Source organism: Micromonospora sp. NPDC047756 (assembly GCF_055587245.1).
In genome coordinates, this window is the sequence record NZ_JBVJGQ010000008.1 from 194441 (window position 1) to 207505 (window position 13065).

Sequence of the window (13065 nt, forward strand, 5' to 3'; positions counted from 1 at the left end):
GGCCGCTGGCGGGTTGGCTGACCGTGTGATCACCGTACCGTTGTCTGTTCTTGATCTTGCCCCGGTCGCCAAGGGCACCACCGCCGGCGCGGCGCTGCAGGCCACCACCGAGTTGGCCCGCCGCACCGAGGAGTTGGGCTACCACCGGTTCTGGGTGGCCGAGCACCACAACATGCCGGCGATCGCCAGCTCCGCCCCCGCGGTGCTGCTGGCGCACCTGGCGGCCAACACCTCGACGATCCGGCTGGGCTCGGGTGGGGTGATGCTGCCCAACCACGCGCCGTTGGTGGTGGCCGAGCAGTTCGGCACCCTGGAGGCGCTGCACCCGGGTCGGATCGACCTGGGCATCGGGCGGGCGCCGGGCACCGACCAGGTGACCGCGCTGGCGTTGCGGCGCACCATGGAGGGCCTGTCGGCGGAGGGTTTCCCGCGCGAGCTGACGGACCTGATGAACTACTTCAGCGGGGAGAAGCCGGGGCAGATCATCGCCACGCCGGGCCACGGTGAGCAGCCGGCCGTGTGGCTGTTGGGCTCGAGCGGTTTCAGCGCCCAGCTCGCCGGTCTGCTCGGTCTGCCGTTCTCCTTCGCGCACCACTTCAGCTCGCAGAACACCCTGCCGGCGTTGGCCCTGTACCGGCAGAACTTCCGGCCGTCGCAGTGGCTGGACAAGCCGTACGCGATGGTGGCCGTCAACGCGGTGTGCGCGGAGACCGACGAGCGGGCCGAGTGGTTGGCCGGGCCGAGTGCCCTGTCGTTCCTGAAGCTGCGCTCCGGGCGGCCGGAGCCGCTGTCCACGCCCGACGAGGCGGCGGCCTACCCGTACTCGGAGATCGAGCGGGAGTTCGTGCTGGCGCGCCGTGACGGCCAGGCGATGGGATCGCCGGAGACGGTGCGTCGGCAGCTGACCGAGCTGGTGGAGCGCACCGGCGCGGACGAGCTGATGCTGACCACGCTGGTGTACGACGTGAAGGACCGGGTGCGGTCGTACGAGTTGATCGCCGAGCAGGTGGCGGGCGGTCTACGCCGGGACGCGTGAAACACGATCTTCACGTCAGCGTCACCCCGCCGACCCGGACGGTGCCTAATGTTGGTTCCGGTGGTGGTACGGCATTCCCGGTCGGGACGGGTTGGGAGTGCCGCGGTGTGGAGCACCGGGCCGGAGCTGAGCGGATTCCGCGGCTGCGGCCCGGTGCCTGCCACCCTAGGCGACCCCGCTCGGGACCGCCAGGGTTTTCATCAACGTAGGTGAATGTCTGGCGTCGGTGGCGTGCTCATTCCGTTGCCGACGAAGAACCCCGGGTGCGGCGGTTGGTTGTAGGCGGTGTTCTGCCACGCGATCGCCACCCGATACTGCGGGTCGTGCATCAGGGTGTAGATCCGGGTGCTGGTCAGGGTGGGTGTGCTGTAGATGCGCAGCGCCCGGCTGTCGGTGGTCCGCCAGATCACCTCCTCGCGCCAGTCGCCCAGGATGTCGCCGGAGAGCGCCGGCGTGGACTTGGTGCCGTTGTTGGACGCCACCCCACTGCCGTCGAGCAGCCGGGTCTCGCCGCCGGTGCCGTACTTGTCGATCTTCGTGCCGTCGAGTAGTTCCCGCACCGGGTCGCCGTCCCACCAGGCGAGGAAGTTGGCCGAGGACGGCTTGCGTCCCACGTTCTGCCCCCTGGTGTTGGCCAGCCCGGCGACCGCTGACGACCACGACTCCGCGCCGGGGCTGCCCGCCCAGATGTCCGCGGAGACACCCCGGCCGTTGTCGCCGGACGCGGGTGTGGACCAGAGGACCTGACCGGTGCGAGCGTCGGCGAAGTACGAGCTGGGCTTGCTGCCGTCCTCGTCGACCTTGAACACCTCCAGGCCGGCGCGGCCCGGGTCCAGATCCCCCACGTGCATGGCGTCACCGTGGCCGTTGCCGGTCGAGTGCAGCAGCCGGCCGTTGTCGTCGATGGTGGCGGCCCCGTACACGATCTCCTGGCGACCGTCGGCGTCAACGTCGGCCACGGAGAGCTGGTGGTTGCCCTGACCCGCGGCCGCGCCATTGCCGGAGGAGTTCGAGTCGAACGTCCAGCGCTTGGTCAGGCTGCCGTTACGGAAGTCCCAGGCGGCGATCACCGCGCGCGTGTAGTAGCCCCGAGCCATGATCAGCGAGGGCCGCTGCCCGTCCAGGTACGCGGTGCCGGCGAGGAACCGGTCCACCCGGTTGCCGTACGAGTCGCCCCAGGACGACACGGTGCCGCGCGGCGGGTCGTAGCTGACGGTGGAGGCGATCGCGCCGGTCTGCCCGTTGAACATGGTCAGGTACTCCGGGCCGGACAACACGTAGCCGCTGGAGTTGCGGTAATCCGCCGACGACGAACCGATGAGCTGACCGGTGCCGGAGCGGGTGCCGTCGGCGGTCTTCATGGCCACCTCGGCGCGGCCGTCGCCGTCGTAGTCGTACACCTGGAACTGGGTGTAATGGGCGCCGGCCCGGATGTTGCGGCCCAGGTCGATGCGCCACAGCCGGGTGCCGGTGAGGGTGTAGGCGTCGACGTAGACGTTGCCGGTGTAGCCGGACTGGGAGTTGTCCTTGGCGTTCGACGGGTCCCACTTGAGCACGATCTCGTAGCTGCCGTCGCCGTTGAGGTCACCCACCGAGGCGTCGTTGGCGCTGTACGAGTAGCTCTCCCCGCTCGGGGTGGTGCCCCCGGTCGGGACCTGCAACGGCACGTCCAGGTAGCCCGCGCCGAACTGCAACGCCGGTGCCGACGCCCCCTGCTCGACGCCGTCCAGCACGGCCCGAACCGTGTACGCCGAGCCGGCCGCCGCGCCGCTGTCGAGGTAGTTGGTGGCACCGGTGATCGGGGTGGCGTTGACCTTCGTGGCTCCTCGGTAGAGGTTGAACGCCACCCCGGTGGTCTCGGTGCCGAGCAGCCGCCAGGAGACCAGGTTGCCGCTGCCGGAGCGGACGCTGACCAGCCCCCGGTCCAGCTTCTCCATCTGGACCCGCCCGGCGCTCGGAGGCGGCGTGGTGGGTGGCGGGGTGGTCGGCGGCGGGTCCGTCGGTGGCGGCGTGGTCGGTGGCGGCGTGGTCGGCTCGTCGGTGGGTGGGGCGCCGGTGCAGGTGGTGCCGTTGAGCGCGAAGCTGCCCGGCACCGGGTTGCTGCCCGTCCACGAACCGTTGAAGCCGAACGAGGCGCTGCCGTTCGTGGCGATGGCGGCGTTGTGGTCGACGTTGCGCGCGCTCACCTGGGCACCAGACTGGGTGACGGCGGTGTTCCACGCCTGGGTGACCTGCTGGCCCGCGGCGTACGACCAGGTGACGGCCCACCCGTTGACCGGGTCGCCGAGGTTGGTGACGGTGACGTTGGCGCCGAAGCCGCCCTGCCACTGATTGGTGATCTGGTAGTCGACCCGGCAACCGACGGCGGCGGCCGAGGCGACCACCGTACCGAGGGTGCCGGCCACGACGGTGGCCGCCGTGGTGGCCGCGAGCAGGATCAGCCGATGTCTGGACGGGTGCATGCGCTGCCTCCGGGGATCCGGTGGTGATCGCCACGACCCACCGGCTCTGCCCGGGAAGCACTGTGGACCAACTCACCGCGACGGCGGCGGACGGCGATCTGATCGGGGTGGAACGCCCTGGAACTCACGGATCCGACTCACCGCGCATCGTATGGCAAGCGCTTTCCGACATGCAACATCGACCAACATCGCTTGGTTGCGAGTTCCGCTCCTGCCTCGGGTGGCGTCGCGCTCCTGCCTCCGTGGTGTCTCGCTCTTGCCTCGGTGATGGATGCCTGATCAACTCGTCCGGGTGAGCGTTCACCACATGGACCCTGCTGAGTTCCGTCGCGCCGGCCACGCCGTCGTCGACTGGATCGCCGACTACTGGGCGACAGTCGAGCAACGACCGGTCGCCCCGGCCGACCCACCGGGCACAGTGGCCGCCGCCCTTCCCACCGAGCCGCCCACCAGCGGCGGCGAACCGGTCGAGGCGATCCTCGCCGACCTGGACTCGATCGTCGTACCGGGGCTGACCCACTGGCAGCACCCGGGCTTCTTCGGCTACTTCCCCGGCAACACCTCCGGCCCGAGCGTGCTCGGCGACCTGGTCAGCTCCGGCCTCGGCGTACAGGGAATGCTCTGGGCCTCCAGCCCGGCCTGCACCGAGCTGGAAACGGTGATGATGGACTGGCTGGCCCACCTGATGGACCTGCCACAGCGGTTCCGCTCCACCGGCGCCGGCGGTGGGGTCATCCAGGACTCAGCCTCCTCGGCGACCCTCGTGGCCACCCTGGCCGCACTGCACCGGGCCAGCGGCGGACGCTGGCGGCACACCGGGATCGACCGGCGCTACCGCGCCTACACCTCCATCCACGGGCACTCGTCCATCGAAAAGGCGGTACGGATCGCCGGGCTGGGCAGCGACGGAACCCGGTCGGTCGAGGTGGACCCGGACACCCAGGCGATGCTGCCAGGCGCGCTGCGAGCCGCCATCGAAGCCGACCTGGCCGCCGGTGACGTGCCCGCCATCGTGGTGGCGACCATCGGCACCACCTCCACCACCGCCGTCGACCCACTGCCGGAGATCGGTGCCATCTGCGGCGAGTACGGGATCTGGCTGCACGTGGACGCCGCGTACGCGGGCGCCGCCGCCGTCTGCCCCGAACTGCGATGGACCCACGCCGGCCTGGAGTACGCCGACTCCTACTGCTTCGACCCGCACAAGTGGCTGCTCACCGGCTTCGACTGCGACGCGTTCTGGGTGGCCGACCGCGCCGAACTGATCGAGGCGCTGACCGTACTGCCGGAGTTCCTGCGCAACGCGGCCTCCGACTCCGGCGCGGTGATCGACTATCGGGACTGGCAGGTGCCGCTGGGCCGGCGGTTCCGGTCCCTCAAGCTGTGGTTCGTGCTGCGCTGGTACGGCGTCGAAGGGCTGCGGGCGCACATCCGCTCCGGGGTGACGCTGGCCGAACGGTTCGCCGCGCGGGTCCGCGCCGACGACCGGTTCGAGGTGGCCGCGGCGCACCCGTTCTCACTGGTCTGCTTCCGACTGCGCGCCGACGACGACACCAACGCGGCGTTGCTGGCCTCGGTGAACGCCACCGGACGCGTGCACCTCACGCACACCCGGGTCGCCGGCCGCTACACGCTGCGACTGGCGGTCGGCTCACCCCAGACCACCGAGGCGCACACCGACGAAGCCTGGACCCTGCTCTCCGAGACGGCCACCACCCTGCTCACCCCCTGACCCGCCGTCACCCCAGCCCCTCCCCCGCACCTGCGCCGTGCACCCACCCCCGCACCGCGCACCAGCACCGCATTGCGCGCCAAGATCTCCGCAACATCACCGATGGTGCTGCCTCCGCCGCGCGGAAGGCAGCAACAACCCTGGTGTTGTGCGGATCTTGGCAACGCACACCGTGCCCGACCGACCCCGGCCAGGACCCAGGGCGCTCACCGCCGCCAAGGCCACTCCCGGTGCGGATCTTGGCAACGCACACCGTGCCGGACCGACCCCGGCCAGGACCCAGGGCGCCCATCGCCGCCAAGGTCACGCTCGATCCTGGATGTAGTGGCCACGGCGAGCCGGGATGCCACTACATCCAGGATGTTGCGTGACCTTGGGGACGCGGCCGCGCCGATGACGACGTGGTGAGCCGGCATCGGCGGGTGGGTGGGCGCAACGCGGGTTCAGCGTGGGGTGGGCGTACCCGTTGCGGCCAGATCAGCAGGGACCTCGCCGACGGACGCAGCGTCGGAGACCTCGGCGGGAGCGACGGCGGCGGGAACACCAGCGGCGGGAACGGCGGGAACACCGGCAGCGGCGGCGGCGCGGGCTCGGCGGGTACGGCGCAGGGCGCGCACGGCCAACACCAGGGCGGCCAGCCAGCCGGCGGCCAGCAGGGCGTACAGGGCGGGGCGGGCCGGACCGTCCAGTTCGGCGGAGCGGATCAGGGTGCGGGCGTTGGTCAGTACGATCACGCCGCCGACTGCCGCGCCGAGCAGTTGGGCGGGCACGATTCGCACCAGCCAGGCGGCCAGCGGGGCGGCGATGAGGCCACCGACGAGCAGTGCGGCGACGGTGGGGAGCAGGAAGCCCTCCGAGCCCAGCCCGATCAGGAAACCGATGCTGGCCGCGCCGGCCACGACGAACTCGGCGGTGTCCACGGAGCCGATCACCTTGCGGGGTTCCATGCGGCCGGAGACCAGCAGCGCGGGAGTGGCCACCGGGCCCCACCCGCCGCCGCCGGTCGCGTCGACGAAGCCGGCGACCAGGCCCAGGGGGCCGAGGAAGCGACCGCGGAGCCGTCCGCCGACCCGGTCGGTGCGCAGTGGCCGGGCGAAGCGGATCAGGAGGTACGCGCCGAGCGTGAAGAGGATGCCGGCCATCCACGGTGCCGCGGCCTCGGTGGAGATGGAGCTGAGCAGGGTGGCGCCGAAGAAGGCGCCGATGGCACCGGGTAGGGCGATGCGGGTCACCACCCGCCAGTCGACGTTGCCGAATCGCCAGTGCGCCACCCCGGCGGCGAGCGTGGTGCCGATCTCGGCCAGGTGTACAGAGGCTGAGGCGGCGGCCGGGGCGACCCCGGCGACCAGCAGCAGAGTGGACGAGGTCAAGCCGTATGCCATGCCGAGCGAACCATCGATCAGTTGCGCGACGAGCCCGACCAGAGCGAGGACCAACAGCTTGCGCACGAGCGCCCCCAGACTTTTCGGCATCTCCTATCGACTTGGTCGACAATGCGGGATGGAGCAGCCAGGGTCAAGCCCCCGATCGGTGGATGGGACACGACCGGACGGTGCGCAGGGTCAGCGGGCCGTGACGCAGGACCGGCAACCGAGCGGCGGCAACCCCGGCACACCGGGGCAGGGATCCGACGTGTGGCCGGGAGGCGAGCCGGCGCTCAGATCCAGGCGCGCGGGTCGGCGGCCAGCTCGGTGACCCGCGCGGGCAGGGTGCCGGCGGCGACGTCAGCGATGCTGACCAGCTCCAGGATCTCCCGCTCACTGGCCCGTAGCGCGATCCAGACTTCCTGGAGGGCCTGCGCCGGGCCGTGGTAGCCGAGCTGCTCGGGGCGTTGTCCGCGTACGTGGGCGAGGGGCCCGTCGATCACCCGGATGACCTCGGCGAGGGAGATCTCCTCGGCGGGACGGGCCAGCCAGTAGCCGCCCTCCGGGCCGCGCTGGGCGTGCACGATGCCGCCCCGGCGCAGTTGGAGAAGGATGCTCTCCAGGAACTTCGGCGGGATCTCCTGGGCGCGGGCGATCTGGTCGGCCGTCACCGGCCGGCCGCGCCCGGGGCCGCTGGCCGTCGCGGCGAGCTCGGCGGCCGCGCGGAGGGCATAGTCGACCCGAGCGGAGAGGCGCATGTCGGCAAGGTTAGTCGCTGGCTGACCGGGCGGGCGGGCGACCCTCGGCCGATCGGCCACGCATCGATCGGAAGTAGCGCCGCCGCAGCCCGTCCGGAACCGATGGACGGCCGCCGGTCGAGACCCGCGACCCGCGTCATGATCCACCGTGCGGTGGCGGCGGAAATGCCGGGCCGGAGCGTCCCTATGCTGGGCGTGAGTACGAATGTCTGGCCGTTAACCCGGCCGCCAGCACCATATTGATAAACACCCGGCTGCGCTCGGGGGGAAGGCAACACGATGACCGATATCGCCACCCGCACCTGGGACGGCATGACCATCCCGGTGGCCGGCACCTATCTTCTCGATCAGGCGCACAAGCGGATCGGTTTCCTGTCCCGGCACATGATGGTCAGCCCGGTGCGCGGCGAGTTCGCCGAGGCCACAGCGGAGATCTTCGTGGCGGAGGATCCGCTGCTCTCCTCGGTGACGGCAACCATCATGTCGGCCAGCATCACCACCGGAAGCCTCGACCGGGACACGCATCTGAAGAGTGCCGACTTCCTCGACGTGGAGCGATTTCCCACCCTCGAATATCGAAGCACGGGCATTAAGTGGCAGGGCAGCGAGGACCCCATATTCCAGTGGGCGCGTCTACGCAACCATCGGTTGGGCGGGCGAGGCCGAAGTCACATTGTTCCGCCGCAGTCCGACGCTATTCCCGGACGATTCGTCCTCACCGGTGAGTTGACAGTGAAGGGGATCACCCGACCCGTCGACCTGGCGGTGAATTTTGGTGGTGCCCGTCAGGATCCGTACGGGCAGAACATCTTCGGTTTCAGCGCCGCGGCCGAGATGAACCGTGAGGACTACGGTCTGCTCTGGAACGTCGCCCTGGAGAGCGGCGGGGTGCTGGTCGGCAAGACGGTGCAGATCGAGATCGCCGGCGAGGCCATCTACCAGGCCTGAACCACGTCATCCCCGCCAGTTGCCTGGCGGGGACGAGCGACAGGCCGCCGGGCAGGCCGAGGGACAGGCGACCGGGGCAGGCCGAACCACGGGCTGCCGGGTCACGCCGAGCGACAGGCCGCCCGGCCAGGGCGAGCGACAGGCCGCCGAACGACAGGCCGCCGGGCCAGGCCCAGCGACAGCCTCAGGCGCCGACGCGGCGCAGCAGACCCTCCTGGACGGCGCTGGCGATCTGCCGGCCGTCCGTGGTGAACATCCGGCCGGTGGCCAGCCCGCGCGCCCCGGACGCCGACGGGCTCAGGCAGTCGTAGAGGAACCACTCGTCGGCCCGGAACGGCCGGTGGAACCACAGCGCGTGGTCCAGGCTCGCGCCGACCAAACCGCCCGGCCCCCACACCTCGCCGTGGGCGGAGAGCACCGAGTCCAGCAGGGTGAGGTCCGAGGCGTAGGTGAGCGCGCAGGCGTGCAGCAGGGGGTCGTCGGGCAGTTTGCCGTCGATGCGCATCCAGACGCGCTGGTGCGGGTCGGCGGGCCGGTCGCCGGGGCGGACCCAGCCGGGCTCACCCACGTAGCGCACGTCGATCGGTCGTGGGATCTGGCCCCAGATGCCCAGCCGCTCCGGGTAGCGGGAGAGCCGGTCGGCCATCGTCGGCACGTCCTGCGGCGGGGGTACGTCCAGCGGGGCCGGGGCCTGGTGGTCCAAGCCCTCCTCGGCCCGCTGGAACGACGCCGACATGAAGAAGATCGGCTTGCCGTGCTGGAGGGCCACCGCGCGGCGGACCGAGAAGGACCGACCGTCGCGGATGTTCTCCACCTCGTACGCGATCGGTTCGACCGGGTCGCCGGGGCGGACGAAGTAGCCGTGCAGCGAGTGCACGAACCGTTCCGGGTCGACGGTGCGGCCGGCGGCGACCAGTGCCTGACCGGCGACCTGGCCGCCGTACACCCGTTGTGGGCCGACCTGGGGGCTCATCCCCCGGAAGGTCATCTCGCCGGTCGGGTCGAGATCGAGCACTTCCAGCAGCTGGTCAACCGCCGCCTGGCCGACCGCGACCCGACCGTCGCTCACTGCAGGGCCCGCGCCGACGCGGCGTCGACCAGCGAACCGAGCTGGTGTACGCGCAGCGTGTTGGTCGAACCGGGGGTGCCGGGCGGGCTACCCGCGACGATCACCACGTAGTCACCGGGGTTGGCCCGATCGAGGCCGAGCAGCGCCTGGTCGACCTGGCGGAACATGTCGTCGGTGTGCTGCACGAACGGCATCAGGAACGTCTCCACGCCCCAGGTGAGGGCGAGCTGGTCGCGCACCTCGGGGACCGGCGTGAAGGCCAGCAGCGGCAGGTCGCAGTGCAGGCGGGACAGCCGTCGCACGGTGTCGCCGGTCTGCGAGAACGCGACGAGCGCCTTGGCGTTGATGGCGCGGGCGATCGACGAGGCGGCCACCGTGAGGGCGCCACCGTGGGTACGCGGGTCGTGCTGCAGGCGCGGCACCCCGATGGAACCGGCTTCGGTGGTCGTCACGATCTTGGCCATGGTGCTGACGGTGAGCACCGGATACTTGCCGACGCTGGTCTCGCCGGAGAGCATGACCGCGTCCGCGCCGTCGAGCACCGCGTTGGCGACGTCGGAGGCCTCCGCGCGGGTGGGGCGGGAGTTCTCGATCATGGAGTCGAGCATCTGGGTGGCCACGATGACGGGCTTGGCGTTCTCCCGGCACAGCTGCACGGCGCGCTTCTGCACCAGCGGGACCTCGTCCAGCGGCATCTCGACACCGAGGTCACCACGGGCGACCATGACGCCGTCGAAGGCCAGCACGATGGCCTCCAGGTGCTCGACCGCCTCCGGCTTCTCGACCTTGGCGAGCACCGGCCGGAACACGCCCTCCTCGGCCATGATCCCGTGCACGAGCTTGATGTCCTCGGCCGAGCGGACGAAGGAGAGCGCCACCAGGTCGACGCCGAGACCCAGGGAGAAGCGCAGGTCCTCGGCGTCCTTGTCCGACATGGCGGGCACGCTGACCGCCACGTTGGGCAGCGACACGCCCTTGTTGTTGGAGACCGGGCCGCCCTCGGTGACGAGGCAGCGGATGTCGTTGCCGGTGACGTCGGTGACCTCGACGGCGACCCGACCGTCGTCGATCAGCAGCCGGTCACCGGGCTTCACCTCCTGCGGCAGCTTGGTGTAGGTGCAGGAGACCCGCTCCTTGGTGCCGAGGACGTCGTCGCCGGTGATGACGACGGTGTCACCGGTGCGCCACTCGTGGGGGCCGTCGGCGAACCGACCCAGCCGGATCTTGGGGCCCTGCAGGTCGGCGAGGACGGCGACCGGCTTGCCCGTTGCCTCCGAAGCCTCCCGAACCAGTCGGTATACCGCCTCGTGGTCGGCGTGGCTGCCGTGGCTGAAGTTGAGCCTCGCCACGTTCATGCCGGCCTCGACGAGACCCCGGATGCGCTCCGGGGACGAGGTGGCGGGGCCAAGAGTGCAGACGATCTTCGCGCGGCGTGTCACGCCCATCAGGCTAGTCTCTCCTTCAGGTCGGACTCGGGGCCGACCCCTTGCAGGCAGTGGGACAGGTGTCCAACGACGCGCGGTGCGCGTCGGGCCGGCGGGCAGAACCGCACCGGGAACGTTGTGGCGACGGGCATCAGCGACCGCGCGCCGGGAATCGTACGCCTGTGTCGGCGTGCGCTGTCGGGGTGCTCCCGGCGGCGGCTCATTCCGGGTGCCCCGGGGGCGGCGGGCGGCGGCTTCCTCCGGGCACACCGGGATACCCCGGGCGGCGGCTCATTCGGGGTGCTCCAGGGGTGGCAGGGTGGGCACCGCGTGCAGCAGGTGGCGGGGGTCGTAGCGGCGCTTGGCCCGGCGCAGCCGCGCCCAGTTTGCGCCGTAGGCGAGCCGGACCCGGTCGGTCTCCTCCGGGGCCAGCAGGTTGGGGTAACCGCCGGGCAGGGCGTGCGGGGCGAGCGCCGCGGAGGTCCGCTCGGCCCACTCGCGGTGCGGACCGGCGTCATCGCCGGGCGCCCACACCGCGATGATCTCGGCCATCAGGTGATCGGTGCGCAGCCCGAACGCCGTGTCAGCGGGTCGGACTCGGGTGGCCGCGCCGTGGAAGTGGTGCACGGCCAGCGCGGAGAACGGCGAGGAGACCTGCCGGGCCGCGTCGACGAGGGTGTCCACCGCGCCGTCGGTGAGCGCGGGCAACCACCGGGTCCGCAGCAGGTAGTGGTTGCCGTCGACCATCCCACCGTCGAACATCCGCAGCGCGTCGGCGTACGGCATGGGGTTGATCTGGTCGACCAGCGGGGTGCCCAGCGCGCGCAGCCGATCCATCCACGGCGCCGCGGCGTCCAGGTCGGGGCCGCTGTAGAACGGGCAGACGAAGATCACCGGCTCACCGGCCGGGCCGGGCAGGAAACCGGCCATCACGGTCAGCTCGTCCGGGGCCTCGGCGACGAGCGCGCCGTAGCCGCGCAGCACGGCCGGCGCCTCGGAGAGCGCGAACATGATCATGCCGGCCAGCACGGCGGGCAGCCGGTGCGCGCGGAAACGCAGCTCGGTGACGATGCCGAGGTTGCCACCGCCGCCGCGCAGCGCCCAGTACAGCTCGGCGTCGTGCCGGGCGTCGGCGGTGACCCGGCGGCCGTCGGCGAGAACCACCTCCGCGCCGAGCAGGCTGTCCAGGGCCAGACCGAACCGGCCGCAGAGTGGGCCGTACCCGCCGGCGAGGGTGAGCCCGGCCATCCCCACGGCGTCGACCACGCCGGTGGGGACCACCAGGTCGTACTCGCGGGTGGCGGCCAGCAGTTCGGCGGCCGTGACACCGCCGCCGACGGTCACCGTGGCCGCGGCCGGGTCGACCCGGACGGCGCGCAGGCCGGTCAGATCGAGCGCCAGAGCGCCGTCGCGCAACGCCCGGCCGGCCCAGTCGTGCCCGCCGGAGCGGACCGAGAGGGGCAGGTGGCACCGGGTGGCGACGCGGACCACCTCGGCCACCTCGTCGGCGTCCTGAACTGCGGCGGCGAGTGCGGGTGTCCGGGTCGCCGCGCCGTTCCAGAGCCGGGTGGCGGCGGCGTAACCGGGATCGCCCGGCTCGTGCAACCGGTCGCCGAGCAGGGCACGCAGCCGGGCGGTGGCGGACGCGACATCGGGGGTGGCGGCGGAGACCATGGCGACTCCTCGACCGGGGCCGACCCACGACACCGGGTACGCCCCGGCGGCGGCCCGCGCTGGGCGCGACGGTAACACCGGCAGGCGGTCGAGCGCCGTCGCCATCACGACAGCCACCGATGGACCGGCGGCTCAGCTGTCCGCCTTGACCAGCGGGAACTCCAGGGACCCGGCCGGGCAGAGGAAGGTCAGCACCTCCACCCGGTAGAGCCCGGCCTGCACCGCCGGGTCGGCCTCCAGCACGCTGCGGACGTCCTCGACGCTGCCGGTGCGGGCCAGCCCGAAGCCGATCGGCGGATCCGGCTCGCGCGCCGGCCCGTCCACCGAGCCGGCGACCAGGACGATGCCGCGTCGCTGCAACGCCTGCATGTGTTCGGCGTGCTCCGCCTGCAACCGCTGCACGGTCTCCGCGGGCAGGGCCCGCCCGGCCGCGCCGGGATAGATCACGATGCACTCGTACGTGTCGAGCGCGAAGTTGACCTGCGGCACTCCCATGGGTGCTCCCTCCGCCGTCGCGCCGGAACGCACCGGCTCCGGCCAGCGTCGCACGGACAACCCGGTCGTACCGGGCGCTTCGCGGCAACTCGCTTCGGCGCGC

At 71.7% G+C, this 13065-nt stretch carries 10 protein-coding genes; 3 read left to right on the forward strand and 7 right to left on the reverse strand.

All coding sequences use genetic code 11. From position 1 onward, the window contains the following. Positions 1-25 precede the first annotated feature (25 nt). Positions 26-1036 (forward strand): LLM class flavin-dependent oxidoreductase, encoded by a 1011-nt coding sequence (locus ACZ6NZ_RS26555; RefSeq protein ID WP_366613234.1) that lies wholly within the window; start codon positions 26-28, stop codon positions 1034-1036. A 200-nt stretch (positions 1037-1236) separates the two neighbouring features. On the opposite strand, the gene ACZ6NZ_RS26560 is transcribed toward ACZ6NZ_RS26555, so the two are convergent. After that, positions 1237-3498, reverse strand: a complete 2262-nt coding sequence (locus ACZ6NZ_RS26560; protein WP_465860779.1) for a rhamnogalacturonan lyase family protein — start codon at positions 3496-3498, stop codon at positions 1237-1239. Between the two features lie 307 nt (positions 3499-3805). On the opposite strand from ACZ6NZ_RS26560, the gene ACZ6NZ_RS26565 reads away from it, so the two are divergent. After that, on the forward strand, positions 3806-5230 hold the full coding sequence (locus ACZ6NZ_RS26565; protein WP_465860780.1) for a pyridoxal-dependent decarboxylase: 1425 nt from the start codon (positions 3806-3808) through the stop codon (positions 5228-5230). Between the two features lie 443 nt (positions 5231-5673). Here ACZ6NZ_RS26565 and ACZ6NZ_RS26570 read toward each other — a convergent pair whose 3' ends face one another. Both ACZ6NZ_RS26570 and ACZ6NZ_RS26575 read right to left on the reverse strand, forming a co-directional pair. After that, positions 5674-6678, reverse strand: coding sequence for a sulfite exporter TauE/SafE family protein (locus tag ACZ6NZ_RS26570; protein ID WP_465860905.1), 1005 nt, complete (start codon positions 6676-6678; stop codon positions 5674-5676). Between the two features lie 209 nt (positions 6679-6887). Beyond that, a complete protein-coding gene (locus tag ACZ6NZ_RS26575) occupies positions 6888-7352 on the reverse strand; it encodes an RrF2 family transcriptional regulator (protein WP_366613240.1) in 465 nt (154 codons plus the stop codon). A 279-nt stretch (positions 7353-7631) separates the two neighbouring features. Here ACZ6NZ_RS26575 and ACZ6NZ_RS26580 point away from each other — a divergent pair, with 279 nt between their 5' ends. After that, positions 7632-8300 (forward strand): YceI family protein, encoded by a 669-nt coding sequence (locus tag ACZ6NZ_RS26580; RefSeq protein WP_465860781.1) that lies wholly within the window; start codon positions 7632-7634, stop codon positions 8298-8300. A gap of 184 nt (positions 8301-8484) precedes the next feature. Here ACZ6NZ_RS26580 and ACZ6NZ_RS26585 read toward each other — a convergent pair whose 3' ends face one another. The 4 genes from ACZ6NZ_RS26585 to ACZ6NZ_RS26600 form a co-directional block, all read right to left on the reverse strand. Then, positions 8485-9369 (reverse strand): acyl-CoA thioesterase, encoded by an 885-nt coding sequence (locus ACZ6NZ_RS26585; RefSeq protein ID WP_366613244.1) that lies wholly within the window; start codon positions 9367-9369, stop codon positions 8485-8487. Further along, complete coding sequence (gene pyk / locus ACZ6NZ_RS26590; RefSeq protein ID WP_366613246.1) at positions 9366-10814, reverse strand: pyruvate kinase; 1449 nt, start codon at positions 10812-10814, stop codon at positions 9366-9368. The genes ACZ6NZ_RS26585 and pyk overlap by 4 nt, the downstream gene beginning before the upstream one ends. A 270-nt stretch (positions 10815-11084) precedes the next feature. Continuing rightward, a complete protein-coding gene (locus ACZ6NZ_RS26595) occupies positions 11085-12467 on the reverse strand; it encodes an FAD-binding oxidoreductase (protein ID WP_465860782.1) in 1383 nt (460 codons plus the stop codon). Positions 12468-12599: 132 nt separating this feature from the next. Further along, positions 12600-12962 carry a YciI family protein gene (locus ACZ6NZ_RS26600; RefSeq protein WP_357235410.1) on the reverse strand — a complete coding sequence of 121 codons (363 nt, stop codon included), beginning with the start codon at positions 12960-12962 and terminating at the stop codon, positions 12600-12602. Positions 12963-13065 lie beyond the last annotated feature (103 nt).

Excerpts from the sequence above, each read along its gene's own strand:
- ACZ6NZ_RS26560 (WP_465860779.1), bottom strand. The coding sequence starts at position 3,498 with ATGCACCCGTCCAGACATCGGCTGATCCTGCTCGCGGCCACCACGGCG.
- ACZ6NZ_RS26565 (WP_465860780.1), top strand. The coding sequence starts at position 3,806 with ATGGACCCTGCTGAGTTCCGTCGCGCCGGCCACGCCGTCGTCGACTGG.
- ACZ6NZ_RS26575 (WP_366613240.1), bottom strand. The coding sequence starts at position 7,352 with ATGCGCCTCTCCGCTCGGGTCGACTATGCCCTCCGCGCGGCCGCCGAG.
- ACZ6NZ_RS26580 (WP_465860781.1), top strand. The coding sequence starts at position 7,632 with ATGACCGATATCGCCACCCGCACCTGGGACGGCATGACCATCCCGGTG.
- pyk (WP_366613246.1), bottom strand. The coding sequence starts at position 10,814 with ATGGGCGTGACACGCCGCGCGAAGATCGTCTGCACTCTTGGCCCCGCC.
- ACZ6NZ_RS26595 (WP_465860782.1), bottom strand. The coding sequence starts at position 12,467 with ATGGTCTCCGCCGCCACCCCCGATGTCGCGTCCGCCACCGCCCGGCTG.
- ACZ6NZ_RS26600 (WP_357235410.1), bottom strand. The coding sequence starts at position 12,962 with ATGGGAGTGCCGCAGGTCAACTTCGCGCTCGACACGTACGAGTGCATC.